This is a genomic window from Streptomyces sp. SJL17-4 (genome assembly GCF_036826855.1).
Lineage (GTDB): Bacteria > Actinomycetota > Actinomycetes > Streptomycetales > Streptomycetaceae > Streptomyces.
The window spans coordinates 2,287,342-2,312,531 of record NZ_CP104578.1 but is presented as its reverse complement, the minus strand read 5'-3'; the positions used below and the strand labels follow the sequence as shown (position 1 = coordinate 2,312,531).

Annotated in this window: 19 protein-coding genes; 14 read left to right on the top strand and 5 right to left on the bottom strand. The window is 71.6% G+C overall.

Annotation, left to right across the window (positions count from 1 at the left end):
• The first annotated feature begins 1 nt into the window (after window position 1).
• The gene (locus N5875_RS09945; protein ID WP_318207512.1) at window positions 2-2,893 is read left to right on the top strand and encodes a vitamin B12-dependent ribonucleotide reductase; all 2,892 of its coding nucleotides are present in this window, start codon (window positions 2-4) and stop codon (window positions 2,891-2,893) included.
• Between the two features lie 78 nt (window positions 2,894-2,971).
• Here the strand turns inward: N5875_RS09945 and N5875_RS09940 are convergent, their stop codons facing one another.
• On the bottom strand, window positions 2,972-3,502 hold the full coding sequence (locus N5875_RS09940) for a TerD family protein (RefSeq protein ID WP_338493163.1): 531 nt from the start codon (window positions 3,500-3,502) through the stop codon (window positions 2,972-2,974).
• Window positions 3,503-3,803: 301 nt separating this feature from the next.
• On the opposite strand from N5875_RS09940, the gene N5875_RS09935 reads away from it, so the two are divergent.
• Window positions 3,804-4,409: a YdbC family protein gene (locus tag N5875_RS09935; RefSeq protein ID WP_318207510.1), complete on the top strand. Its 606-nt coding sequence runs from the start codon at window positions 3,804-3,806 to the stop codon at window positions 4,407-4,409.
• A gap of 60 nt (window positions 4,410-4,469) precedes the next feature.
• On the opposite strand, the gene N5875_RS09930 is transcribed toward N5875_RS09935, so the two are convergent.
• Complete coding sequence (locus N5875_RS09930) at window positions 4,470-5,099, bottom strand: TetR/AcrR family transcriptional regulator (protein ID WP_318207509.1); 630 nt, start codon at window positions 5,097-5,099, stop codon at window positions 4,470-4,472.
• A gap of 92 nt (window positions 5,100-5,191) precedes the next feature.
• Here N5875_RS09930 and N5875_RS09925 point away from each other — a divergent pair, with 92 nt between their 5' ends.
• Genes N5875_RS09925 through N5875_RS09915 form a run of 3 tightly spaced genes read left to right on the top strand, consistent with a single transcriptional unit; the run spans window position 5,192 to window position 8,416 of the window.
• Window positions 5,192-6,802 carry an ATP-binding cassette domain-containing protein gene (locus N5875_RS09925; RefSeq protein WP_318207508.1) on the top strand — a complete coding sequence of 537 codons (1,611 nt, stop codon included), beginning with the start codon at window positions 5,192-5,194 and terminating at the stop codon, window positions 6,800-6,802.
• Between the two features lie 33 nt (window positions 6,803-6,835).
• The gene (locus N5875_RS09920; protein WP_318207507.1) at window positions 6,836-7,495 is read left to right on the top strand and encodes a histidine phosphatase family protein; all 660 of its coding nucleotides are present in this window, start codon (window positions 6,836-6,838) and stop codon (window positions 7,493-7,495) included.
• Window positions 7,496-7,507: 12 nt separating this feature from the next.
• Window positions 7,508-8,416 (top strand): ADP-ribosylglycohydrolase family protein, encoded by a 909-nt coding sequence (locus N5875_RS09915; protein WP_338493158.1) that lies wholly within the window; start codon window positions 7,508-7,510, stop codon window positions 8,414-8,416.
• Between the two features lie 54 nt (window positions 8,417-8,470).
• Here the strand turns inward: N5875_RS09915 and N5875_RS09910 are convergent, their stop codons facing one another.
• Entirely contained in the window at window positions 8,471-10,024 is a 1,554-nt protein-coding gene (locus N5875_RS09910; RefSeq protein ID WP_338493156.1) for an MFS transporter, read from the bottom strand.
• Between the two features lie 133 nt (window positions 10,025-10,157).
• On the opposite strand from N5875_RS09910, the gene N5875_RS09905 reads away from it, so the two are divergent.
• From N5875_RS09905 to N5875_RS09895, 3 genes are all read left to right on the top strand, one after another.
• Window positions 10,158-10,775: a TetR/AcrR family transcriptional regulator gene (locus tag N5875_RS09905; RefSeq protein WP_318207504.1), complete on the top strand. Its 618-nt coding sequence runs from the start codon at window positions 10,158-10,160 to the stop codon at window positions 10,773-10,775.
• A 126-nt stretch (window positions 10,776-10,901) separates the two neighbouring features.
• Window positions 10,902-11,612, top strand: a complete 711-nt coding sequence (locus N5875_RS09900) for a ribonuclease HII (RefSeq protein WP_318207503.1) — start codon at window positions 10,902-10,904, stop codon at window positions 11,610-11,612.
• A 116-nt stretch (window positions 11,613-11,728) separates the two neighbouring features.
• Window positions 11,729-12,367, top strand: a complete 639-nt coding sequence (locus tag N5875_RS09895; RefSeq protein WP_338493154.1) for a hypothetical protein — start codon at window positions 11,729-11,731, stop codon at window positions 12,365-12,367.
• A 59-nt stretch (window positions 12,368-12,426) separates the two neighbouring features.
• On the opposite strand, the gene N5875_RS09890 is transcribed toward N5875_RS09895, so the two are convergent.
• Window positions 12,427-13,056: a hypothetical protein gene (locus N5875_RS09890; protein WP_338493152.1), complete on the bottom strand. Its 630-nt coding sequence runs from the start codon at window positions 13,054-13,056 to the stop codon at window positions 12,427-12,429.
• Between the two features lie 228 nt (window positions 13,057-13,284).
• Entirely contained in the window at window positions 13,285-15,468 is a 2,184-nt protein-coding gene (locus N5875_RS09885; protein WP_338493150.1) for a RecQ family ATP-dependent DNA helicase, read from the bottom strand.
• A gap of 141 nt (window positions 15,469-15,609) precedes the next feature.
• Here N5875_RS09885 and N5875_RS09880 point away from each other — a divergent pair, with 141 nt between their 5' ends.
• The 6 genes from N5875_RS09880 (at window position 15,610) to N5875_RS09855 (ending at window position 25,163) form a co-directional block, all read left to right on the top strand.
• Window positions 15,610-17,028, top strand: a complete 1,419-nt coding sequence (locus tag N5875_RS09880) for a DUF4192 family protein (RefSeq protein WP_338493147.1) — start codon at window positions 15,610-15,612, stop codon at window positions 17,026-17,028.
• A 115-nt stretch (window positions 17,029-17,143) separates the two neighbouring features.
• Window positions 17,144-19,249, top strand: a complete 2,106-nt coding sequence (locus N5875_RS09875) for a glycogen debranching N-terminal domain-containing protein (protein ID WP_338493145.1) — start codon at window positions 17,144-17,146, stop codon at window positions 19,247-19,249.
• A 109-nt stretch (window positions 19,250-19,358) separates the two neighbouring features.
• Window positions 19,359-20,213 carry an NUDIX domain-containing protein gene (locus N5875_RS09870; RefSeq protein WP_338493143.1) on the top strand — a complete coding sequence of 285 codons (855 nt, stop codon included), beginning with the start codon at window positions 19,359-19,361 and terminating at the stop codon, window positions 20,211-20,213.
• 122 nt (window positions 20,214-20,335) lie between these two features.
• Window positions 20,336-22,189: an ATP-binding cassette domain-containing protein gene (locus tag N5875_RS09865; protein ID WP_338493141.1), complete on the top strand. Its 1,854-nt coding sequence runs from the start codon at window positions 20,336-20,338 to the stop codon at window positions 22,187-22,189.
• A gap of 160 nt (window positions 22,190-22,349) precedes the next feature.
• Window positions 22,350-23,237: an FCD domain-containing protein gene (locus N5875_RS09860; RefSeq protein ID WP_318207495.1), complete on the top strand. Its 888-nt coding sequence runs from the start codon at window positions 22,350-22,352 to the stop codon at window positions 23,235-23,237.
• 378 nt (window positions 23,238-23,615) lie between these two features.
• Window positions 23,616-25,163 (top strand): RNA polymerase sigma factor, encoded by a 1,548-nt coding sequence (locus tag N5875_RS09855; protein WP_318207494.1) that lies wholly within the window; start codon window positions 23,616-23,618, stop codon window positions 25,161-25,163.
• Window positions 25,164-25,190 lie beyond the last annotated feature (27 nt).

The following is a 25,190-nucleotide window of genomic DNA, read 5'->3' as shown; positions in this document are numbered from 1 at the left end:
CATGACAGAGACGGCGAGCGGTCCGGCACGTGGTTCTCGTTCCAAGGGAGCGAAGACGACGAGCAAGGGCCTGCGTATCGAGCGCATCCACACCACCCCCGGCGTGCATCCGTACGACGAGGTGACGTGGGAGCGCCGTGACGTCGTCATGACCAATTGGCGCGACGGCTCGATCAACTTCGAGCAGCGTGGCGTCGAGTTCCCCGACTTCTGGTCGGTGAACGCGGTCAACATCGTCACCAGCAAGTACTTCCGCGGGGCCGTCGGCACCCCGCAGCGCGAGACCGGTCTCAAGCAGCTCATCGACCGGATCGTGAAGACGTACACGAAGGCCGGCGAGGAGTACGGCTACTTCGCCTCGCCCGCCGACGCCGAGATCTTCGAGCACGAGCTGGCCTACGCGCTCCTGCACCAGATCTTCAGCTTCAACTCGCCGGTCTGGTTCAACGTCGGCACCCCCCAGCCCCAGCAGGTCTCCGCCTGCTTCATCCTGTCCGTCGACGACTCCATGGAGTCCATCCTCGACTGGTACAAGGAAGAGGGCATGATCTTCAAGGGCGGCTCCGGCGCCGGCCTGAACCTCTCCCGCATCCGCTCCTCCAAGGAACTGCTCTCCTCCGGCGGCAACGCCTCCGGCCCGGTCTCGTTCATGCGCGGCGCCGACGCCTCCGCCGGAACGATCAAGTCGGGCGGCGCGACCCGCCGCGCGGCCAAGATGGTCATCCTCGACGTCGACCACCCCGACATCGAGGACTTCATCGAGACCAAGGTCAAGGAGGAGGAGAAGATCCGCGCCCTCCGTGACGCGGGCTTCGACATGGACCTGGGCGGCGACGACATCACGTCCGTCCAGTACCAGAACGCCAACAACTCCGTCCGCGTGAACGACACGTTCATGAAGGCCGTGGAGTCCGGCGGGAAGTTCGGCCTCACCTCGCGCATGACCGGCGAGGTCATCGAGGAGGTCGACGCCAAGTCGCTCTTCCGCAAGATGGCCGAGGCCGCGTGGGCCTGTGCCGACCCGGGCATCCAGTACGACGACACGATCAACCACTGGCACACCTGCCCGGAGTCCGGCCGCATCAACGGCTCGAACCCGTGCAGCGAGTACATGCACCTGGACAACACGTCCTGCAACCTCGCCTCGCTGAACCTGATGAAGTTCCTCAAGGACGACGGCAAGGGCAACCAGGCCTTCGACGTCGAGCGCTTCGCCAAGGTCGTCGAGCTCGTCATCACCGCGATGGACATCTCCATCTGCTTCGCCGACTTCCCCACCGAGAAGATCGGCGAGAACACCCGCGCCTACCGCCAGCTCGGCATCGGCTACGCCAACCTCGGCGCCCTGCTGATGGCGACCGGCCACGCGTACGACTCCGACGGCGGCCGCGCCCTCGCCGGTGCCATCACCTCCCTGATGACCGGCACCTCGTACAAGCGCTCCGCCGAGCTCGCCGCGGTCGTCGGCGCGTACGACGGCTACGCCCGCAACGCCGCGCCGCACCAGCGCGTCATGCAGCAGCACGCCGACGAGAACACCAAGGCCGTCCGCATGGACGACCTGGACTCGCCGATCTGGGCCGCCGCGACGGAGGCCTGGCAGGACGTCATCCGCCTCGGCGCCAAGAACGGCTTCCGCAACGCCCAGGCCTCGGTCATCGCCCCGACCGGCACCATCGGTCTCGCGATGTCCTGCGACACCACCGGCCTCGAGCCCGACCTCGCCCTGGTCAAGTTCAAGAAGCTCGTCGGCGGCGGCTCGATGCAGATCGTCAACGGCACCGTCCCGCAGGCCCTGCGCCGCCTGGGCTACCAGGAGGAGCAGATCGAGGCGATCGTCGCCCACATCGCCGAGAACGGCAATGTGATCGACGCCCCCGGTCTGAAGACCGAGCACTACGAGGTCTTCGACTGCGCCATGGGCGAGCGCTCCATCTCCGCGATGGGCCACGTCCGCATGATGGCCGCCATCCAGCCGTGGATCTCGGGCGCCCTGTCCAAGACCGTGAACCTGCCGGAGACGGCCACGGTCGAGGACGTCGAGGAGGTCTACTTCGAGGCCTGGAAGATGGGCGTCAAGGCGCTCGCCATCTACCGCGACAACTGCAAGGTCGGCCAGCCCCTCTCCGCCAAGAAGAAGGAAGCGGAGAAGGTCGAGGTCACCGCGAAGACCGAGGCGACGATCCGCGAGGCCGTCGAGAAGGTCGTCGAGTACCGTCCGGTCCGCAAGCGTCTGCCCAAGGGCCGCCCGGGGATCACCACCTCCTTCACCGTCGGTGGCGCCGAGGGCTACATGACCGCCAACTCCTACCCGGACGACGGTCTCGGCGAGGTCTTCCTCAAGATGTCCAAGCAGGGTTCGACGCTCGCGGGCATGATGGACGCCTTCTCCATCGCCGTCTCCGTCGGTCTGCAGTACGGCGTCCCGCTGGAGACGTACGTCTCGAAGTTCACCAACATGCGCTTCGAGCCGGCCGGCATGACGGACGACCCGGACGTGCGGATGGCGCAGTCGATCGTCGACTACATCTTCCGCCGCCTGGCGCTGGACTTCCTGCCCTTCGAGACCCGCTCCGCGCTCGGCATCCACTCGGCCGAGGAGCGTCAGCGTCACCTGGACACCGGCTCGTACGAGCAGTCCGAGGAGGACGTCGACGTCGAGGCGCTGGCCCAGTCCGCGCCCCGCGCCCAGGAGCTGAAGGCCGTCGCGGCCCCGGCCCCGAAGGCCGAGGTCCCGGCCCCGAAGCAGGCGCACACCTCGGCGGAGCTCGTCGAGATGCAGCTCGGCATCAGCGCCGACGCCCCGCTCTGCTTCTCCTGCGGTACGAAGATGCAGCGCGCCGGCTCCTGCTACATCTGCGAGGGCTGCGGCTCGACCAGCGGCTGCAGCTGACGTCGAGTAGGTGCTTCATGAAGGGGACCGGCCTCGTGCCGGTCCCCTTTGCCGTGCCCGGGTGAATGCGTCCGGGCGTCAGGCGCGTATGGACCCCATCACGGTGCCGAACACCTGGGGGTCGGTGTCGAAGCCATGGCTGATCGGGCGGTACGTCCAGCCGTCGGCGCCGTCCCGGGTGAACTCCACGACCGTCGCCGCGAGGGCGTCAGGCACGTCCGCGAAGTCGTGGACCAGCAGGTCCGTGTAGCCCTCGCGGACCCGTACGCCCGTGTTCGCCACGTCGCCGAAGGACCGCCGCCCGCCGCCCTGCTGTATGGCGACGCCCACCACCACACGCGTGTACCGCGGGGCCAGCCGGTCGAGCTCCAGGGTCATGGCCTCGTCGTAGCCGAATCCCTGGCCCGTGCGGCTGTCCCGGTGGAGTGTGATCGTGCCGTCGGGAGACCGACTGCCGAAGTGCACCAGTTGGACCGGCTCGCCGTGCGGGTCGTCCGCGTCGAAGACACCGGCGACGATGTCCAGGTCGTGGGCAGGCGCGCCGATCGGGGCAGGGTCCCACCTGAGCGTCACCTCGACCCGGCCCACCCCTTTGTTGAGTCCGCTCATGGTGCTTCCCCTCTCCGCGTACGCCCCCGCGCACGCCTCGCGTCGTACCGCTGACCCGTTCAAATGCCCGTGGTCGTGGGCCGATTACTCATGGTGTCACGGGGGTGTGACAGAGGACCCGGGGGTTGAGGGGGTGAATGGTTCGTGCAGCGATGAGGAGCTGGATCTCGACGCATATCTGGCTCGAATCGGATGCGAGGTCGAGCCGGGTGGGGAGGCGCGCGCGGATCCGGAGCGAATGCGCCCCGTGGGAGTCCGACGAGGCCTGCCGGGGCGGTCGTTGGCCCCGTACGATGGCGCGGTGCTGGTCAAGTGGATTCGCTGCACCGTGATGGACCGTCGAGGGTTCGAGCGGGGACAGCGGAAATGGGCGGGGCTGCTCGGTGAGCCGGGATTCCGGGGGCAGGGCGGCGGGTGGAGCCGGGCTCGTCCCGACGTCGCCCATGTCTTCGGGTTCTGGGAGAGCCGCGCTTTCTACGACTCGTTCATGGCGCGCTCACACGATCGCTTGGCGGCCGCGCAGGTGGGCACGTTCAAAGACAGCCAGGTCAAGCTGTTCGACCACCGCTTCGATGTGAAGACCGGGTTCGAGCCGCGGTTCTCCGACGCCGATGTGGCGAGGGTGGCGCACTGCCGTGTGCACGAGGACCGTGCCGAGCACTTCGCGCTGATGCAGGAGAAGGTGTGGAATCCGGCGATGGCCGGGTCCCCCGGCATGCTGCGGGGGCTGTTCGGCGAGGCGCCCGGCAGTGAATTCCTGGTGCTGTCGATGTGGCAGTCCGCGGCGGAGCACGGGAAGTACCGGGTGGAACGGATCGAGCGGCTCGGACTCCGGGCCAGGACCGCGGCCGATGTGGCGGCGCTTGCCGGGGACGTGGTGCAGCTCGAGTCGGCCTGGACGGTCTGAGTAGACCCAGGTCTGCCGTTCGCGGGCCTGAGAGGCCTCGCGCGTCGTGGCTGAGCGGGGCTAGACAGGGACGTACGCGCCCGATTCGACCCCGGCCAGAACCGCGCGGGCCGCCTGGTCCGCGAGCGCGCCGTCGATCGGTTCGCGGGTGATGAAGAGCCGCAGGAACAGGGGCGCGGAGACCGCCTGGACGACCGCGCCCGCGTCGGTGTCCCGCGGTGCCTCGCCGCGGGCGACGGCCCGGGTGACGACGACCTCGCACCGCCGGAAGCGCTCGCTGTAGAAGGTGTGCAGGGCCTCCGCTGCCCGCGGCGACTGGAACGCGGCGCCGATGAACGCTGTGGGGGCTGCGCCTGTCGCGGGATCGCCGAAGGCGTCGACGACCTCGTGCGCGAGTGCGCACAGATCTCCGGAGAGCGTCCCGGTGTCCGGTGGCGTCCAGGCGTCCTCGTTCGCCAGGTCGAGCGCGTCGGCGAGGAGGCCTTCGACGCTGCCCCAGCGGCGGTAGAGCGTCGTCTTGTGGACGCCCGAGTGCTCCGCGACGTACTCCACGGTCAAGGCGGGGTAGCCGTGCTCGGACAGGCCGGTCAGGACGGCGTCGCGGACGGCCGCCCGGGTACGGGCGGTACGGCCCCCGGGGCGCGTGCTGCCCGGCGCCGGGGTCGGACGCTCCTCGATCGAGTCATTCAATTGCTACTCCCGTTGCGTTAGGGATTCGAGTGTGCCACACTCGCCTTAATGCGATCGCAGTTGCATTTGATGGTCTACCCCTGGAGGCGCCCTTGCCCACGCAGATCTCACTGCACGACGTCGTCGTGTCCCGTGGTGAACGACTGCTTCTCGATCAGGTCTCGCTCTCCGTGCGTCCCGGGGAGCGGATCGGGATCGTGGGGGAGAACGGCGCGGGGAAGTCGACTCTGCTGCGTCTTCTCGCCGGAGCGGAGCAGCCCGACGAGGGCAGCGTCGTCACCGTCGCCGATGGCGGTCTGCGGATGCTCGCCCAGACGCCCGAGCTGCCTCCGGATGCCACCGTCGGGGATGCGATCGACGCCGCGCTCGCCGAGCTCCGCGCCATGGAGCGGCGGCTGCGCGCACTCGAAACAGCACTCGACACGGCGGACGGGGCGGAGCTCGACGCCTACGGGGAGCTCCTCACCGCCTACGAGCTACGGGGTGGGTACGAGGCGGACGCTCGGGTCGACAAGGCTCTATACGGACTCGGCCTCGCGGGCACCGGTCGCGAGCGGATACTCGGCAGCCTCTCCGGCGGCGAGCTGGCCCGGCTCGGCATCGCCTGCGCGGTCGCGGCCGGCCCCGAGGTGCTCCTGCTCGACGAACCCACCAACCACCTCGACGCGCAGGCGCTCGACTGGCTGGAGAGCGCCCTCCTCGCGCACCGCGGGACCGTCGTGGCCGTCTCCCATGACCGGACCTTCCTGGAGCGGGTCGCCACCGCGATCGTCGAGGTGGACGCCGACCGGTGTGCACTCGTGCGATACGGAGACGGATACGCCGGCTACCGCGCGGCACGGGCGGCCGCGCGGCGGCGCTGGGAGGAGGCCTACGAGGAGTGGTGCGAGGAGACGGCGCGACTGGAGGCGTACGCCTCGACCACGGCGCACGGGGTCGCACCCGGGAGGGAGATGAAGGACAACAACAAAATGGCCTTCGACCGGGCGGCGGGCCGTGTCCAGGCCTCCGTTTCGGGGCGCGTCCGCAACGTCCGGGAGCGACTGAGACGACTCCGTGAGGAGCCCGTGCCCCAGCCGCCTCCACCCCTCTCGTTCTCCGCCCGGCCCCTGGCGGGCGGAGCGGAGGGAGCGCTCGTCAGCCTGACCGGAGTGCGGGTCGCGGACCGTCTCGCCGTGGACGTGCTCACGGTCCGGGCGGGGGAGCGACTGCTCGTCCACGGCGGCAACGGCGCGGGGAAGTCCACGCTGCTGCGGGTCATGGCAGGGACGGTCGACCCCGACGCCGGAGACGTCCGGCGCGCGGGACGGATCGGGTACCTGGCCCAGGACGTCACCGTCCGGCGCCCGGAGGAGCGGCTGCTGGCCTGTTTCGGACGCGGGCTCGCCCTCGCCGAGGACGAGCGGGCCGAACTGCTCCTGTCGTACGGACTGTTCCGCCCGGCCGACCTGAGTGTGCCGGTCGGCGGTCTTTCCGCGGGCCAGCTCCGCCGGCTGGCGCTCGCCCGGCTGCTGGCCCGGCCCGTCGACCTGCTCCTGCTCGACGAGCCGGGCAACCACCTGGCCCTGGGGCTCGTGGAGGAGCTGGAAGAGGCGCTGGAGCAGTGGGCCGGAGCCCTTGTGGTGGTCTCGCACGACCGAGCGCTGCGCCGTCGCTTCACCGGTCACATACGCCGGATGGACTCCGGACGCCTCCTCGGTTGAGCCCGCCCAGGACCGGCGATCTAGGGTCGGGGTATGGCACGACCGCGGCGCATCGTTCTCGTACGGCACGGAGAGTCCGAGGGCAATGTCGATGACACGGTGTACGAACGGGAGCCCGACCACGCCCTACGGCTCACCGAGACGGGGTGGCGACAGGCGGAGGAGACGGGGGAGCGGCTGCGGGAACTCTTCGGGGACGAGGCGGTGAGCGTCTACGTCTCGCCGTACCGTCGCACCCACGACACCCTCCGCGCCTTCCGGCTGTCGCCGGAACAGGTCAGGGTGCGGGAGGAGCCCCGGCTGCGGGAGCAGGACTGGGGCAACTGGCAGGAGCGGGAGGACGTCCGACTGCAGAAGGCCTACCGGGACGCGTACGGGCACTTCTTCTACCGCTTCGCCCAGGGCGAGTCGGGGGCGGACGTGTACGACCGGGTCGGGGCCTTCCTGGAGAGTCTCTACCGCAGCTTCGAGGCGCCCGACCATCCGCCCAACGTCCTGATCGTCACCCACGGGCTGACCATGCGGCTGTTCTGCATGCGCTGGTTCCACTGGACCGTCGCGGACTTCGAGTCGCTGTCGAACCCCGGCAACGCCGAGACCCGCATGCTCCTGCTCGACGCGGACGGGCGATACCGTCTGGACAGGCCGTTCGAACGCTGGCGTACCCCGGAACCGTACGGCCCCACCGGATAGAGTGGCAGACCGATGACCGCTGACTCCTCATTCGACCGGCGCTTCGACCGCGCCCTGGCCAGCCTGCGCGGGCTGTCCGTGGGAGACGCCCTGGGCTCCCAGTTCTTCGTACCCGCCAACTATCCCCTGCTGAAGCGGCGCGAGCTGCCCGACGGCCCCTGGCAGTGGACCGACGACACCGAGATGGCCTGCTCCGTCCTGGCCGTCCTCGCCCGCCATGAACGGATCGACCAGGACGCCCTGGCCATGTCCTTCGCTCAGCACCACGACTTCGACCGGGGCTACGGTCCCGCGGTCAACCGCATGCTCCGGCTCATCCGGGAGGGTGGCGACTGGCGGGAGCTGGCCGCTGCGCTCTTCCAGGGGCAGGGCTCCTGGGGCAACGGTGCCGCGATGCGGATCGCACCGCTCGGAGCCTGGTACGCGGACGACCCGGAGCAGGCGACGCACCAGGCCGAGATCTCCGCGTACACGACCCACCAGCACCGTGAGGCCGTGGTGGGTGCCATGGCCGTCGCCGCCGCGGCCGCCCTGGCCGCCGACCCGGCCGGGCCGCCCACTCCGGAGGCGCTGCTCGACGGAGTCGTCGCCCTGGTGCCGCGCAGTGCGGTCGGGGCGGGCCTGCGCCGGGCGCGCGACATGCTCGACTACGGCGACGCGGGCACGGTCGCCGCGGTCCTCGGCAGCGGTCGGCGGACAAGCGCACACGACACGGTTCCGTTCGCGCTCTGGTCGGCGGCCCGCGGCCTCGGCGATTTCGAGCGGGTGTTCTGGACGACCGCGCAGGTCGGTGGCGATGTCGACACGACCTGCGCCATCGCCGGGGGTGTGGTGGCCGCGGCGGCGACCGGAGCGCCGCCGGCGGACTGGCTTCGCCAGACCGAGGACCTGCCGGAGTGGGTTCCGGTCGCGACGGCCTGAAACGGCGCGAGGGCCCCTGAACCCCGGAAGGGATTCAGGGGCCCATCGGCCATTTCAGGCCACGGGGCCGGCGGCCTCCGCCCGGCCGCTGAGCGCTTCCAGGTCGCTCTTGCGGACCCGGATCACCAGGACGGCCGTCACCAGCGCGATCAGCACCATCACGACGGCGGCCGTGAAGGCCGAGGAGATGCCCGAGGTGAGCACCTCGTGGCCCCAGGGCGGGGGCAGCTCCTTCGTCTTCATCGCCTCGGCCTGCTGCTCAGGCGTGGAATTCGCGAGGAAACCGGGCATCTGCCGCTCGCCCTCCTCGCGGCTCGCCGTTCCGAAGATCGTGACCAGGATGGACAGGCCCAGCGAACCGCCGACCTGCTGGGTGGCGTTGAGCAGGCCCGACGCGGCTCCCGCCTCGTGCTGGGCCACTCCGGAGACGGCCGTGAGCGTGAGCGTCACGAAATTCAGGCCCATACCGAAGCCGAACAGGATCATCGGGCCGAGGACGCCGCTCGCGTAGCTGCTGTCCGAGCTGATGAACGTCAGCCAGAGCAGACCCGCTCCGGTGATCGCCGCACCGCTCACCATGAACGGCTTGGGACCGAGTACCGGCAGCAGCCGCTGGGCGAGCGCCGCTCCGGCGCCGATCGCGAAGGTGACGGGAAGGAAGGCCAGTCCGGACTGGATCGGGCTGTACCCCAGGACGTCCTGCACCCACAGCACGATGAAGAAGAACATGCCGAACATGGCGGCCGCCAGGCTCAGCATGATGACGTACGTGCCCGAGCGGTTGCGGTCCGCGAACATCCGCAGCGGGGTGATCGGTTCCTTCGCACGTGACTCCACGACCGCGAAGGCGACGAGCAGGATGGCCGCCGAGACGAAGGAACCGATGGTCAGCGCGTCTTCCCAGCCCTTCTCGGAGGCCCGGATGAACCCGTAGACCAGCGCCGCCATACCGAGTGTCGAGGTCGCGGCGCCCGCGATGTCGAACCGTCCGGGGTGCCGCTCGGACTCGGCGATGTAGCGCGGGGTCAGGAAGGCGATCAACAGACCGATCGGGACGTTCACGAAGAGGACCCAGCGCCAGTCCAGCCACTCCGTGAGCAAGCCGCCGGCGAGCAGACCGATCGCGCCACCACCGGCGGAGACGGCGGCGAACACGCCGAACGCCCGGTTGCGCTCCGGCCCCTCGGGGAATGTCGTGGTGATCAGCGCGAGTGAGGTGGGCGAGGCGATGGCGCCACCAACACCCTGCAGAGCCCGCGCGGCGAGCAGGTGCCAGGGCTCCTGGGCGAAGCCGCCGAGCAGCGAGGCGAAGGTGAAGAGCAGGATGCCGACCATGAACACCCGGCGGCGCCCCAGGATGTCCCCGGCCCGTCCGCCGAGGAGCAGCAGACCACCGAAGGTGAGCGTGTAGGCGCTGAGCACCCACGACAGATCGGTGGTCGAGAAGGAGAGCGCGTCCTGGATGTGCGGCAGGGCGATGTTCACGATGGTGGCGTCGAGGACGACCATCAGCTGGCAGGCGGCGATGACCGTCAAGGCGATACCCGGCCGTCCTCCGGCGCGAGCTGGTCCGTCCTTGGCCTGTGTGTCGACCGGAGAAGTTGTCACTATGGATCCCCCACGGAAGAATTAGTGAACGCACCCGTTCACTGTCCACCACGGTAGTGAGTCCCCCTCAGTGAACGCAACCGTTCACTGAGCGCCGCCGACGACATGACGCTGTCTCAACGGAGAGATCCTGATGGTTACTTCGCGCTCCACGGCCGCCGCCCGGCCGGAGGGGGTGGCACTGCGACGCCGCGGCCCCGTACTCGAACGGGCCATCCTGGAGGCCACGCTCGAGCAGCTGGGCAGCGTCGGCTGGAACGGCCTGACGATGGAAGGTGTCGCGGTCGGCGCACAGACGGGCAAAGCCGCGGTGTACCGGCGATGGCCTTCGAAGGAAGACCTCGTCGCGGACGCGCTCCAGGCCGGACTTCCGGCCCTCGATGAGGTCCCGGACCTGGGAAGCGTGCGCGAGGAGCTGTACGAGCTGTGCCGCCGCGTCCGCGACGTCATGTACTCCAAGCCCGGCTTCGCCCTGCGTGCAGTCCTTCACGAATGCGATGTCGATGCCGCCGAGAGGTTCCGCGGCCTGATCGTCACGGGGGTGGTCGAGCCCTCGGCCCGACTCTTCCGGGATGTGCTGCGCCGTGGAATCGCGCGGGGCGAGGTGCGCGCGGACGCGAACAACGACCTGGTGGTCGACGTCGTTCCGGCGATGATGATGTATCGCTCGAAGGTGTGCGGAAGCGAATGGCCGGACGGTGAGATCGCCGATCTGATCGACCGGATCATGGTGCCGCTGCTGCGTGCCTGACCTGGGCGGGTGGCTTCCGAGGGGCGAGGCGCGCGGGCCCGGGGGTGTGCTGCGACGGCCCCTCGGGCGCCCGAGGGGAATCCGGGTATCGCACCCGGCATCAAGCGGCGTAACCTGTCAGGCGCCATGCCGTACGAACCACCCACCCACACCGTCGAGCGATCGCTCCGAGCCACCACCGGCGTCAAGATCGTTGCCGGAGTCGACGAGGTCGGACGCGGGGCGTGGGCCGGCCCCGTCACCGTGTGCGCCGCCGTCACCGGACTGCGCCGGGCGCCCGAGGGGCTCACCGACTCCAAACTGCTCACCCCCAAGCGCCGTACCGTGCTCGCCGCGGAGCTGGAGCACTGGGTCACGGCGTACGCACTGGGCGACGCCTCTCCGCAGGAGATAGACGAGCTCGGTATGACCGCCGCGCTGCGACTCGCGGCCGTCCGGGCCCTGGAAGGCCTCCCCGTCCGCCCCGAGGCGGTGATCCTCGACGGCAAGCACGACTATCTCGGCAGCCCCTGGCAGGTTCGTACGGTGATCAAGGGCGACCAGTCCTGTATCGCCGTGGCCGCCGCCTCCGTCATCGCCAAGGTCCGGCGGGACGCCGCCATGGCGGAGCTGGGCGTGGGCGGTGACGAGTACGCGGCGTACGCCTTCGGTGCCAACGCGGGCTACCCTTCGCCGGTCCACAAAGCGGCGCTCGAAGAGCTGGGGCCCACCCCGCATCACCGTCTCTCCTGGTCGTACCTGGACGCGATGCCCAGGTGGCGCCACCTCAAAAAGGTCCGCCTCTCCGCCGAGGCGGTCGCGCTGGAAAGCGGGGGCCAACTCGGCTTCGACTTCTGAACTTCCGGTCGCGGGACCCCGGCCCTGTCGAAGGGTCGGTCTTCCACGCGGCCGGGGTGCACATGTGTGCCCACCCGCCGGTGCCTCGCGCAGCGGCGTTTGATAGACATCCACTCATGCCTCTCATCCCCGAGGAGCCTCAGATTCACGAGAGCGCCCAGGGTCCCCGCGGCACCACTGCCGCCGGCCGCCCCGCGTCGACCCCCCGTCCCGTACCCGGCCCGCGTACCGCGGCCTCACCGCGTCCCGGACGCCCCGTTCCCGGCCCTGCCAGGCCCGCGGCGCCGACGCCGCGCCCGCACCCCGGTGCCGGGCCGTCTCCGGCGAACACCCCGGAGAATCGTTTCGATCAGCGATCCACGCCGCAGCTCCAGCTGATCCCGGCCCCCGTCGACGGCGCACTCGACGCCGCCGAAGAGGCCCTGGACCTGCTTCTGGAGAGCGGACGGGCGCCGGGCGAGGTCCTGGTGCTCACCACCGGCGACCCGCACCCGTGGGCCACGCACGAGCTGTCCTTCGGCGAGGCCGCCTACTGGGCCCAGCAGGACACCGGTGACGACGTGTTCTTCGCGCACGCCGCCGCCGTGGAACGGGCGGCCGCCCGCCCCGTGGTGATCGTCGCCGTCAACGGCGGAGACGACGAGACGACCGCCAAGGCCCTGCCGTCCGCCATGGCCCGCGCCGGAGCCCTGCTCGTCGTCTGTGGTGACCCGCAGCGCGTCACGACGCTCCTCGGAGCGGACGCCGAAGTCTGACCGACTGCCCCTCCGCCGGACCGCACCGGGTCCGGCGGGGGCCGACGTCGTCCGCGCGATCAGCGTGCGGCGGCCCGGCGCAGGGGCTCGGTCGCTCCGCCGGCGGTTCTCGGCGTCAGCCGGCCGAGCTCGGCCGGCCCCTCGCCGAGCGGCAGGGGAAGCGAATCGGAGCTCGGACGACGGCCGCCACGGCCTTCACCGAGCACCTGCCAGCCCGCTCGGGTCAGCGTGATGTACGCGCCGCAGCGGAGTCCGTGCAGGGTGCAGGCGTCCCGGAGCCCCCACATCCAGGCACCGTCCTCCTCGGTCCAGCGTTCGTCGCCCTCACGGCAGTACATCAGCACCGCGGTCCGTACGGGCGTGCGCCTGCGGAGGTCGTGCGGAATGACCCGCCGCAGATGCGCGAGCAGCGCGTTGCGGAATTCCCAGCCGTCCGCAGGGGTGGGGCGACGGACGAACGAGGCGCTGGCGGCGATCCGTTCCTCGTGGTCCAGGATCGCGAGGACCGCCGTCGAGGTCGTGGGCGCGTGGCGCGAGTGCAGTCCGCCGACGACCTCACGCGGATTGCTCAACAGGGGGATCCCCGCCGAGGCCCACTCGGCCGGTTCGAGTATCCGAGCGAGGCGGTTGGCGGACTCGGACGACGATCTGAGCGAGGCGGCTGTGGGCGGAGCGAATCCGAGGGTCACGGTCCTCCCTTCGGATACGCGCCCGCGAGGCGGGCAAGGTCGGGTGAGGGCGCACCACAGCACAGCCCGTCCGGACCGCTGGCGGGGCGTGCGAGGCGGTTTCCCAATTCTTGCTGGCCCGTGGGCGAGCGGCAACGAGCAATTGAGGCCGCTGACGGGATTGCGTCGGTATGCCTTTCATATCCCTGCCCAGTTGCCCATTGTTCACTCCCCGTTCCCCCTCCCGTTTCACCCCTGGACGGCAAGTACCAGCGGAAAAACTCCTTCCGCTCCGGCCCGCCGAAGGAGCCGGGCCGCCACCGCCAAAGTCCAACCGCTGTCGGACAGATCGTCGACGAGGAGTATCGGCCCGCCTGCCGCGGCCAGCCGCTCGCCCAGCTCCGCGGAGACCGCCAGGGTGCGCTGCAGTCCCACCACCCGCTGGGCGCTGTTGGTCCGGGACAGCCGTACGTCCTCGGCCTCGGGCGCGTACTCCACCGCTCCGAGCAGAGGCATTCTGCCGATCTCGGCGATCCGTTGGCCGAGTGAACCCACCAGTCGAGGCCTTCGGTGGGAGGCGACCGTGACCACACCGGCCGGCCGGACAGGCGCGTCGGGCGCCCCGGAGGCCCAACCGCCGGGCCCCTTGGCCCAGTCGGCGAGGACATGCACCACCGCCTGCACGACATCGTCCGGAACCGGCCCATCGGTGGCGGTGTCGGCCAGCAGCGGACGCAGCCGGTTGCCCCAGCCGATGTCCGAGAGCCGTCCCAGCGCCCGGCCGCCGAAAGCCTGCTCACTCGCCGGGATACGACCCTTCAGATCGACCCCGACGGCCGCGAGTCCGGTCGGCCACATCTTCCGCGGCTCGACCTCCACACCAGGCCGGCCCAGCTCGCCCTTGGCCGCGTCCAGCGCCGCGTCGGAGACCTTCGGATCGAAGCGGCTCCCCGCGCAGTTGTCGCAGCGACCGCACGGTGAGGCCTCCTCGTCGTCCAACTGACGGCGCAGGAACTCCATCCGGCACCCCGACGACGCCGCGTAGTCACGCATCGCCTGCTGCTCGGCCGCCCGCTGCTGTGCCACCCAGGCGTACCGCTCGGTGTCGTACACCCAGGGGCGGCCCGTGCTCTCCCAGCCGCCCTTCACCCGACGCACCGCGCCGTCCACGTCGAGGACCTTGAGCATCGTCTCCAGACGGGTCCTGCGCAGCTCCACCAAGGGCTCCAGCGCGGGCAGCGACAAGGGCCTGCCCGCCTGGGCGAGCACGTCGATCGTGCGGCGCACCTGCTCCTCGGGCGGGAAGGCGACCGAGGCGAAGTAGCGCCAGATCGCCTCGTCCTCCTGCCCGGGCAGCAGCAGCACCTCGGCGTGCTCCACACCTCGCCCGGCACGTCCGACCTGCTGGTAGTACGCGATCGGGGAGGAGGGCGACCCGAGATGCACGACGAAGCCCAGGTCCGGCTTGTCGAAGCCCATGCCGAGCGCGGAGGTCGCCACGAGCGCCTTGACCCGGTTGGCCTGGAGATCGTCCTCCGCCTGCTGGCGGTCGGCGTTCTCCGTGCGGCCCGTGTACGAGGAGACCGTGTGCCCGCACTGGCGCAGATAGGCCGTGACCTCGTCCGCCGCGGCGACCGTCAGCGTGTAGATGATGCCGGAACCGGGCAGTTCGCCGAGGTGGTCGGCCAGCCAGGCCAGCCGGTGGGCCGCGTCCGGCAGCCGGACCACGCCCAGGCTCAGGCTCTCCCGGTCCAGCGGGCCGCGCAGCACCAGGGCGTCCGTGCCGGCGCCCGTCCCGAGCTGCTCGGCCACGTCCGCCGTCACCCGGGCGTTCGCCGTGGCCGTGGTGGCGAGCACCGGAACCCCGGACGGCAGGTCCGCCAGCATCGTGCGCAGCCGGCGGTAGTCGGGACGGAAGTCGTGCCCCCAGTCCGAGATGCAGTGTGCCTCGTCGACCACGAGCAGCCCGGTGGCGGCAGCGAGCCGGGGAAGCACCTGGTCACGGAAATCCGGATTGTTGAGCCGCTCGGGGCTCACCAGGAGCACATCCACCTCACCGGCGGACACCTCCTCCTGGACCGTGTCCCACTCCTCCGTGTTCGACGAGTTGATCGTCCGGGCGCGGATGCCCGCCCGAGCGGCCGCCTCCACCTGGTTGCGCATCAGCGCGAGCAGCGGGGAGACGATCACGGTCGGGCCGCTGCCGCGCTCGCGGAGCAGCGAAGTGGCCACGAAGTACACGGCCGACTTGCCCCAGCCGGTCCGCTGCACCACCAGGGCACGGCGCCGGTCGGCGACCAGGGCCTCGATGGCCCGCCACTGGTCCTCGCGCAGTCTCGCCGTGCCCGTCGGGTCCGAGACGAGACGGGCGAGCACGGCATCGGCGGCGGTCCGGAGCGCGGCGCGGTCTTCCAGGGGATCTGCGTGGGTCATGACTCCATGCAACCCGATGGCTCGGACATCGCGCGAATGAGCGCCGAACCTGTGGACAACTCGACAGGCCGGCGGCAGCCCCGTTCCGGGAGTTATCCACAGGGGTTTCGGATTTCGGGAGATCACGAGACCGTCCTGACCATGAACGCGAATCACCACGAATCCAGCGGACCCTCCCGTACCCAGATCACCCTGCGCGGCCCGGCCGAACTGGCCGACGCCCTGCCGTTCGTGCTGGGCTTCCACCCCACCGACTCCGTCGTCCTGGTCGCCCTCCACGGGGAGCACGGCCGCTTCGGAGGACGGGTCAGGCTCGGCATTCCCCGCTCGCCCCGCGAATGGGCGTCCACCGCCGATCACCTCGCCGAATGCCTCGTCGAGGGAGGCGCGAGGAGCGGCACCCGACCCGACGGCATCGTCGTCTTCCTCTGCCAGGACCCCGCGGCGGGCGAGACGGGCCGCAGGGTCATGGAGCGCCTGCGCCCCTTCGCCCAGCGGCTGCGCACGGCGTGCGGCGCCCTCGACATCCCGGTCTACGAGGCCCTCTGCATCTCCGACGGTCTCTACTTCTCCTACTGCTGCCCCGACACACGCTGCTGCCCGCCCGATGGCACCCCGCTCGCCCTCAGCGGTACGTCGGTGATGGCGGCGACCGCGGCGTACGCCGGCGTCCAGGTACGGGGGTCCCTGCGGGACATGGAGAGGCGGTTCCAGCCCCCCGGCGGCCCCCAGGAGGAAGAACAGCGCGCGGCACTCGACGCGAGCGCCGCGGCGATCGTCCCCCGGATCCTCGAGGACGCCGAGGGCAAGGGGCGGGAGGAGGTGCGCGAGACGACGCTGCGCCTCGCACGGGCGGTCCTCCGCCGCTTCGTCAATCCGACGAGGGAGGCCGGGCCGACCGGCCGCACGGGCACCCCGACCGGCCCGAAGACCGTGCGGGGGAGCCTCGCCGGTACCGCCGAGGGCGACGCGGCCGACGACGCCCTGGTCGAGACCGGCGAAGCGGCCGCGCTGATCCTCGGTCTCCAGGACCGGGTCACCCGGGACCGCGCCGCCGAATGGATGGAGGGCTGGGAGGGCACCGCGGCCCTGCGCCTCTGGCGCGTACTCTCCCGGCGCTGCGTCGCCCCCTATCAGGAGCACGCCGCCGCACCGCTCACCCTCGCGGGCTGGACGGCCTGGTCCACCGGCGACGAGCCGACCGCCCGGGTCGCCCTCGGACTCGCGCTCGACATCGACCCCGAGTACGTCTTCGCCCGGCTGCTGCACCAGGCGTGCAACGAAGGGCTCGACCCCGAGTCGCTCCGCTCCTGCCTGCGAACCGAGCGGGACGGCCGGATCGCCTCGGACGAGGCCGCTTCCGGCGCCTCCCCGCGGGTCCGGACGCGCGTCGCCCGCCCGCAGAGCAGCAGGCAGACCCTCCGGAAGCCCGGTCGTCAGACCGGCGGAGGGGAGCGCCGTACCTCGGCCGGCGTCCGGCCCGGAGGGCCCGCCGCGGGGAAGCCGGGAAGCGGAAGTCCGCGGCGCGGTGGGCAGCGCGGCACCAGGAGCGGCCGATGACGACCGTGACCCGGCCGCCCGTCGGCGCGTTCAGCTCTCTGGCGGAGTCGTCCGAACCGTCCCGCCGACACGTCGCCGGCCGCCCGGTTCGCACAGAGAGCACCCCGTACCCGCCATGGCCCCCAGCCCTGTCCCGGCCCCCGGCCGTCACACCGGACCCCCGATCGGTCACCTGCCCGGACGCCCCAACGGGCGTCAACCGGGCACCGGCACCGACATGGGAGTCGGTGCCGCGCCGCCGCGCGCGGCCCGGCCCGTGGAGCTTCCCTCGGTGCACGGCGCGCTTCTCTGCGTGGCCCTGCCCGCCCTCGCGGTCTGCGCCGAGCACGGCCAGCTCACCGGTGAGGGACCCGAGGGCGTGTACGCGGCCGGGCGACGGATCCTTTCCCGCTGCGTCCTGCGCGTGGCGGGGCGCGAGCCGGTCGCCCTCCAGGGCCGCATGGCGGCCGCCGACCGGGCGGTGTTCCTCGGAGTCCTCCGAGCCCCCGGAGACCTGGGGCCCGATCCAGGACTCACCGTCGAACGCACGCGGAGCGCCGACGGCAGCGAGCGGATCACCCTGCGCAGCGCCGTCGCCCGCCCCCTCCGGCTCCCAGTGGAAATCGCTCTGGGGTCGGATCTCGCGGACCTGGGCACGGTGGCATCCGGCCGGACCGGACCCGAGCTCACCGCGACCGTCCACGGCACCGGGCTGCGCTGGGCCGGCGACGGCGGACGGTCCGTCACCGTCACGGCGGACCCGCCGCCCATGGACGCCCTGGCGGTGGCGGGCGTCCTGCGCTGGGAGGCCGAGCTGGCGCCCGGGGGCACGTTCACGGTCCGGTTGCGGGTACGCGGCGGCTCGCCGGGCCGCCCCGCCGGCTCCCAGGGCGGCAGCGCCGGACGGCCCGGCGGCCATGTCCTCGCCGAAGCCCTCGCCGAGGGCGACGACCCCCGCCCGGGGGAGCTGCTGCGCGCCTCCGTCGAGGACCTGCGGGCCCTGCTCCAGCGCGACCCGGCGCACCCGGCGGACGTCCACCTCGCGGCCGGCGTCCCCTGGCGCTGCGGGCCCGTCACCGCCGAAGCGCTCTGGGCGGCCCGGATGGCGCTGCCCCTCGGCACCCGGCTCGCCGTCACCACCCTGCGGGCCCTCGGGCGCACCCAACTCTCCGGCGGCGGACCCGAGTCCGGCCGCGTCCCGGGCCCCCTCAGGGACGCCGGCCCGTATCTGCCGCCCCGCTGCACGGGTATCGAGGCCACCCTCGCCTATCCGGTCGTGCTCGCCGAGGCCCGCCGCTGGGGGCTGCCGGCGGCGGACCTGGAGGAGCTGCTGCCCGTGGCGGAGCGCTGCCTCGACTGGTTGCGCCGGACGGCCGGCGCGAGTGGGCTCGTGCCGGACCCGGGGGCCGCCGGTCCGTGGCGCGCCGAGACGCAGGCGCACGCGCATCGCGCGGCGCTGCTCGGAGCGGACCTGCTCGACGCCTGCGGCAGGCCCGGGGGAGACGCGCTGCGCGAGGCGGCAGGGAGGCTGCGCGAGCACTTCCGACGGGATTTCTGGCTCGACGACCGGGGCGGCGGCCGACCGGCCGCCGCCCGGGGACCGGACGGCCGGACCTGGCCCCAGCTGGGTGGCTGGGCCGCGCATCTGCTCGACACCGGGCTGCTGGGCGGCGGCCGCCTCGCCCACGGGCTGCTGGACAGGACGGAGACCGAACAAGTGGCGAGGCTGCTCGGCACCCCCGCCCTCGACTCCGGCTGGGGGCTGCGCAGCCTGGGCGCCAAGGAACCGGGTCACAACCCCTTCGGCCACCGGGCCGGTGCGGTGCGGGTGCACGAGACGGCGGTCGCCGTGGCCGGACTCGCCGCCCTCGGCCATGAGAAGGAGGCCGCCTCCCTGCTCCGTGGGCTGCTCGACGCGGCGGAGGCCTTCACGTACCGGCTGCCCGAGATGTACGCGGGGGAGCAGCGCACAGCGGGCGGGCGCCCGGTGCCACACCCCGCCGCGTGCCGGCCGGCGGCCGTCGCGGCCGCCGGAGCCGTTCACGCGCTGCTTGCCCTCGCCGGAATCAGACCGGACGCGCCGGGCCGGTCCGTGTCGACGCATCCGCTGCGGTCGGCGCCGCTCGGAGCGATCCGGTTCTCGGGGCTCGTGGTCGCGGGGGAGCCGTTCGCCGTACGGGTCGGCAGGCTCGGTCTCGGTATGGTCGAGGAGGCCGCAGAGGGCCTTCAACTGGGGGTGTGACGGGATGCCGGGCACAGACACGACGGAAGCCTCGCGACAGGGCGCGGAACTCGGCGCCGATGCTCCCGAGGGGCGTGCTTATCGTCAGGAAGACGACTATGATCGCGGCATGCCTCCCTACGACCCGTCGGCCTTTCCGCCGTTCGCCGTGACCGTCGATCTGGTCGTGCTCACCGTGCGCCGCCATGCGCTGTGCACCCTGGTCGTACGGCGGGGGGAAGCGCCGTACCAGGGGCGTTGGGCGCTGCCCGGCGGCTTCGTGCGCGAGGACGAGGACCTCAGCGGCGCCGCCGCGCGGGAGCTGGTCGAGGAGACGGGCCTCTGTGCCCACGACCCGGCCGCTCCGCCGCCCGTACCGAGCAACGGCGCACACCTGGAGCAGCTGGCGACGTACGGGGCGCCCGGCCGTGACCCGCGCATGCGGGTGGTCAGCGTCGCGCATCTGGCGCTCGCCCCGGACCTGCCCGCGCCGCGGGCAGGCGGCGACGCGAACAGCGCCCGCTGGGCCCCCGTCGAGGAATTGCTCGGCGAGGACGTGCTCGCCGGGACGGCGGAGGGCGCCGTAGCGGCCCGTAGCGCCGCTGATGCCGGGGACTCCGGTGGCGCCGGTGCCGCCGGTGGGGACGAGGACGAGAGGGAAGGCGGCCCGGCGGCGCTCGCCTTCGACCATGCGCGGATCCTCGCCGACGGAGTGGAACGCGCCCGCTCCAAGATCGAGTACTCCTCCCTGGCCACGGCCTTCTGCCCGCCGGAGTTCACGGTCGGAGAGCTGCGGCGCGTCTACGAGGCCGTCTGGGGCGTGGCGCTGGACCCGCGCAACTTCCACCGGAAGGTGACCGGCACGCCCGGCTTCCTCGTTCCGGCCGGTGGCACCACGACTCGTCAGGGCGGGCGGCCGGCCCAGCTCTTCAGGGCAGGTGGGGCCACTCTCCTCAACCCGCCCATGCTGCGTCCCGAGGTCTGACGGACCGGTGTTTCCGGCGCTCCTGGGCGCCAACCCTGCGCTGAAAGTCCGAAATGTAGCGTTATCTTGCTGCGATAGCGCCGCCCTGCCGCGGAGCGGTGTCACCTACCGCGAGAGAAGCGATGCTCCAGGCAATCGGACTGACCAGCACTCCCCGCCGTGATCGCCCGCCCGCCGTGGACGATCTGACCTTCGAGGCCCGGCCGGGTGCCGTGACCGCTCTCCTCGGCTCGGCGGGCTCCGGCAAGACCACCGCGCTGCGGCTCATGCTCGAACTCGAGCCGGGCCGTGGGATCACCTACTTCCGGGGCCGGCCGCTGCACCGCATCGGCCACCCTCCGCGTGAGGTCGGCGTCCTCCTCGGGGACATCCCCGGGCATCCCTCCCGCACGCTCCGGGGCCAGCTGCGGATGCTGTGCGCCGCCACGGGTGTTCCCGCCTCACGGGCCGGGGAACTCACCAGGGCCGTCGGTCTCGACGGCCTGGAGCGCCGGCGGATCGGCACCCTGCCGATCGGGGCCGACCGCCGACTGGGCCTCGCCTGCGCCCTGTTGGGTGGCCCTCACACCCTGTTGCTCGACGAGCCCGGTGCCGGCCTCTCGGTACCCGAGAGCGCCTGGCTCTACGAGCTCCTGCGGGCGCACGCGGACGACGGGGGGACCGTGCTGTACACCACGGCGGATCCCAAGGACGCGGCCCGCAACGCCGACCGGGTCGTCACGCTCGACGGCGGGAGACTCGTCGCCGACCAGGACGTCACCGAGTTCGCCCGTACCCGGCTGCGCCCCCGCGTCGCCGTCCGCACACCGCAGGCCGCGCGGCTCGCCGCCGTCGTGACCCAGGAGGCCAGGGCGGCCCGCCGGCCGGTCGAGGTCGTCGCCGAGGACGGCAACCGGCTGTCCGTCTACGGAAGCGACTGCGCGGCCGTCGGCGACACGGCGTTCCGCCACGGCGTACCGATCCACCGGCTCGCCGCCGAGACCGGCGACACGGCTGACACCAAGCCCGTTCCGCGTACCACGGCGGGAAACAGCCGTCCGGAGGCCGGCACCGGGCGTGAGGCCGCGCCCAGCGGCCCCCTGCCCAGTGATCGTCCGCCCAGCGGCTCCGTGCCCGGTGCGCCTCCACCCAGTGACCCCGCCCCTCGCGACCCTGCCCCCCGCGACCCCGCGGCCGCGGAGCCGGGTCGGGCTCGGAGGCCCGTTCGCTCGCCCCTGCGGCCGCTGCGGTACGAGATCCATCGGCTCCTGGGGGTGCCGTCCACCCCGCTCGTCGTGGCGGCCGTCATGCTCGGCTCCGTGACCCTCGCCCTGCTCCTCGGGCGGGGCGGGCGCGCCGCGCTGCCCGCTGTCCTGGCCGGCTGGCCCGCATTCTCCCCGCTGCCGCCCGCGGCCCTCGGGGCCGGACTGCTCGGCGCCTTCTCCTTCGGTGAGGAGTACCGCTACCCCGCGCTCACCACGGGCCGGGGCGCCGTGCCCCGCAGGCCCGGCCTGCTGCTGGCGAAACTGGCGGTGGCGGCGGCCGTCGCCGTGGCGCTCGGGGCGTCCGTCGTCGTGGTGGATCTTGAGGTTCTGCGGTTCGTCTACGGCGGAGAGTTGATCTCCGTGCCCAAGAACTGGCCGACACTCTGCGCGAGTTGGCTGGGGCTGATCGTCGGTTGCGCCTGGGCCGGAGTGCTCGGTGCCGGGGTGTTCCGGGCGGCGGCGGCCGGGGTGGCGGCGGTCCTCGCGGTTCCGGTCGCCTTCGTCCCGCTGCTGCAGAAGGTGCTGACCGGCCCCTCGGTGCGGTCGGCCGCCGGACTCCCTTCGCGACTCAGGGAGTTCGCCGGGCCGCAGTGGTCCCCAGCGGTGGACCGCTGGCTGGCGGGAGGGTTGCGGGTGCTCGGGCAGCCCTCGGGGGTGGCTCTCTCGCTGACGTTGACCGGGTTGCTCTGCGCCTATGTGTTCACCGGCCTTCGCCGAAAGGCGCGTTGGTGATCACTTGCGGACCGAAAGGTTCCGGTTCGAGGTCAACTCCCTTGAAATCCGCCAAATATGTCCGATTAATCGTCAATTGTGTAGGGGGTGCCGATCACCCTTTCGTGTGCTTTTCACCAAAGACCTCAAGGGTCACGGAAGCAACGCCGACAAAGGATGCGTGAGTACCCTTGCGCACACCATGATGACCGCCGCCCGCTCCGTCGACTCCGGCCTCGGCGCCCCGGGCGATCTCGACCGCTACCCCTACGCGGAGGCGCCCGCCGCCGGCCGCGTGGGCCCGCCCTCCTGGGAGGGGGTGGACACCGACCTGGGCCGCGTCGGCCGCCGGAGCGCCGGGAACCGGGGGCGCGGGCTGCACGGGCAGCTCGTCCAGCAGCTCGGCCAGATGATCGTCTCCGGCGATCTCGGGGCCGACCGCCCGCTCGTCCCGGAGGAGATCGGCCAGCGGTTCGAGGTCTCGCGCACCGTCGTCCGTGAGTCGCTGCGCGTGCTCGAGGCCAAGGGGCTCGTCAGCGCCCGCCCGAACGTCGGCACCCGCGTCAGGCCCGTCAGCGACTGGAACCTCCTCGACCCCGACATCATCGAGTGGCGGGCCTTCGGCCCGCAGCGGGACGATCAGCGTCGTGAGCTGAACGAGCTGCGTTGGACGATCGAGCCCCTGGCCGCCCGCCTCGCCGCCGGGCACGGCCGCGAGGACGTCCAGCAGCGTCTCGCCGACATGGTCGAGATCATGGGCCACGCGTTCGCGCAGGGGGACGGCATCACGTTCTCGCGCGCCGACACCGAGTTCCACTCGCTGCTCATCCAGCTCGCCGGGAACCGCATGCTGGAGCACCTCTCCGGCATCGTCGGCGCGGCGCTCCAGGTGTCCGGCGGCCCCGTCACGGGCTGCGACCGCCCGAGCGAGGCCTGTCTCACGCACCACGCCCGGATCGTCGACGCGCTCGCCGCGGGCGACGCCCTCGGCGCGGAGACGGCCATGCGGGCGCTGCTCACGGTCCACCCCGAGGTGGAACGGGTCGTCCCCGCCCCTCGCGAACACTGACCCGCGGGCCGTGGCCGGGAGCGCGGAGGCGCGGACATCGCGCGCCGCCGGGTCCGAGCGGCGCCCGGGGAGCCCGGAAGGGTTTCCCGGCCGGTGCCAGGATTCCGGCGGCGTGAATGTACGCTGATATATCCCTCTGCGTTGATTTGTCGCACATGAGGTGTGACTCGGGCCACGAAGATTGGGCGTAACACTCCTCCGAGCCGTGCGATGACCTAAGAGGTGACAGCCGAGGAAGGAATACAGCAGCCGATGGAGGCGCTGTGTAGTTCCCCGGTCCAGCCCGCGCCGTCGGCACATTCCCCGTCGACGGTCGTCGGCTCCAGCCCGATCCAGGGCGGGGCCGGAAGCCGTTTCCATCGTTCCGAGAGGTTGTTCGTGTCGGCCAGCACATCCCGTACGCTCCCGCCGGAGATCGCCGAGTCCGAGTCTGTGATGGCGCTCATCGAGCGGGGAAAGGCTGATGGGCAGATCGCCGGCGATGACGTGCGTCGGGCCTTCGAGGCTGACCAGATTCCGCCAACCCAGTGGAAGAATGTTCTGCGCAGCCTCAATCAGATCCTCGAGGAAGAGGGTGTGACGCTGATGGTCAGTGCAGCGGAGTCGCCGAAGCGCGCCCGCAAGAGCGTCGCCGCGAAGAGCCCGGCCAAGCGCACCGCCACCAAGACCGTCACCGCCAGGACGACCGTGACGAAGACGACCGTCACGGCCGCCTCGGCCTCCGCGGCAGAGGGCGCCGACCCGGCTGACGAGGCCGGATCCGCCGCCCCGAAGGCGGCCGCGAAGAAGACCGCCGCCAAGAAGACGGTGGCCAAGAAGACCGTCGCCAAGAAGGCCACGGCCAAGAAGACCTCGTCCAAGAAGGACGCCGACGAAGCCGTCGAGGGCGAAGAGCTGCTCGAGGACGTCGCGCCCGGCAAGGGTGAGGAAGAAGAGACCGAGGGCGAGAGCAAGGGCTTCGTCCTGTCCGACGAGGACGAGGACGACGCTCCGGCGCAGCAGGTCGCTGTCGCCGGCGCCACCGCCGACCCGGTCAAGGACTACCTGAAGCAGATCGGCAAGGTCCCGCTCCTCAACGCCGAGCAGGAGGTCGAGCTCGCCAAGCGCATCGAGGCCGGCCTGTTCGCCGAGGACAAGCTCGCGAACTCGGACAAGCTCGCGCCGAAGCTCAAGCGCGAGCTGGAGATCATCGCCGAGGACGGCCGCCGGGCCAAGAACCACCTCCTGGAGGCCAACCTCCGTCTGGTGGTCTCGCTGGCCAAGCGCTACACGGGCCGCGGCATGCTCTTCCTGGACCTGATCCAGGAGGGCAACCTGGGTCTCATCCGCGCGGTCGAGAAGTTCGACTACACCAAGGGCTACAAGTTCTCCACGTACGCCACCTGGTGGATCCGTCAGGCGATCACCCGCGCCATGGCCGACCAGGCCCGCACTATCCGTATCCCGGTGCACATGGTCGAGGTCATCAACAAGCTCGCGCGTGTGCAGCGTCAGATGCTCCAGGACCTGGGCCGTGAGCCCACCCCGGAGGAGCTGGCCAAGGAGCTCGACATGACCCCTGAGAAGGTCATCGAGGTCCAGAAGTACGGCCGTGAGCCCATCTCCCTCCACACCCCGCTGGGTGAGGACGGCGACAGCGAGTTCGGCGACCTGATCGAGGACTCCGAGGCGGTCGTTCCGGCCGACGCGGTGAGCTTCACGCTCCTCCAGGAGCAGCTGCACTCGGTGCTCGACACGCTCTCCGAGCGTGAGGCGGGCGTCGTCTCGATGCGCTTCGGTCTCACCGACGGCCAGCCGAAGACGCTGGACGAGATCGGCAAGGTCTACGGCGTGACCCGCGAGCGGATCCGTCAGATCGAGTCGAAGACCATGTCGAAGCTGCGTCACCCGTCGCGCTCGCAGGTGCTGCGCGACTACCTCGACTGATCCTTGCCGCGGGTCCGTGAGGGTGAC

What these genes read in the sequence shown, in the direction of transcription:
- N5875_RS09945 (WP_318207512.1), top strand. Translation starts at nt 2, where the DNA reads ATGACAGAGACGGCGAGCGGTCCGGCACGTGGTTCTCGTTCCAAGGGA.
- N5875_RS09940 (WP_338493163.1), bottom strand. Translation starts at nt 3,502, where the DNA reads ATGAGCGGACTCAACAAAGGGGTGGGCCGGGTCGAGGTGACGCTCAGG.
- N5875_RS09920 (WP_318207507.1), top strand. Translation starts at nt 6,836, where the DNA reads ATGGCACGACCGCGGCGCATCGTTCTCGTACGGCACGGAGAGTCCGAG.
- N5875_RS09915 (WP_338493158.1), top strand. Translation starts at nt 7,508, where the DNA reads ATGACCGCTGACTCCTCATTCGACCGGCGCTTCGACCGCGCCCTGGCC.
- N5875_RS09905 (WP_318207504.1), top strand. Translation starts at nt 10,158, where the DNA reads ATGGTTACTTCGCGCTCCACGGCCGCCGCCCGGCCGGAGGGGGTGGCA.
- N5875_RS09900 (WP_318207503.1), top strand. Translation starts at nt 10,902, where the DNA reads ATGCCGTACGAACCACCCACCCACACCGTCGAGCGATCGCTCCGAGCC.
- N5875_RS09895 (WP_338493154.1), top strand. Translation starts at nt 11,729, where the DNA reads ATGCCTCTCATCCCCGAGGAGCCTCAGATTCACGAGAGCGCCCAGGGT.
- N5875_RS09885 (WP_338493150.1), bottom strand. Translation starts at nt 15,468, where the DNA reads ATGACCCACGCAGATCCCCTGGAAGACCGCGCCGCGCTCCGGACCGCC.
- N5875_RS09880 (WP_338493147.1), top strand. Translation starts at nt 15,610, where the DNA reads ATGAACGCGAATCACCACGAATCCAGCGGACCCTCCCGTACCCAGATC.
- N5875_RS09875 (WP_338493145.1), top strand. Translation starts at nt 17,144, where the DNA reads ATGGCCCCCAGCCCTGTCCCGGCCCCCGGCCGTCACACCGGACCCCCG.
- N5875_RS09870 (WP_338493143.1), top strand. Translation starts at nt 19,359, where the DNA reads ATGCCTCCCTACGACCCGTCGGCCTTTCCGCCGTTCGCCGTGACCGTC.
- N5875_RS09865 (WP_338493141.1), top strand. Translation starts at nt 20,336, where the DNA reads ATGCTCCAGGCAATCGGACTGACCAGCACTCCCCGCCGTGATCGCCCG.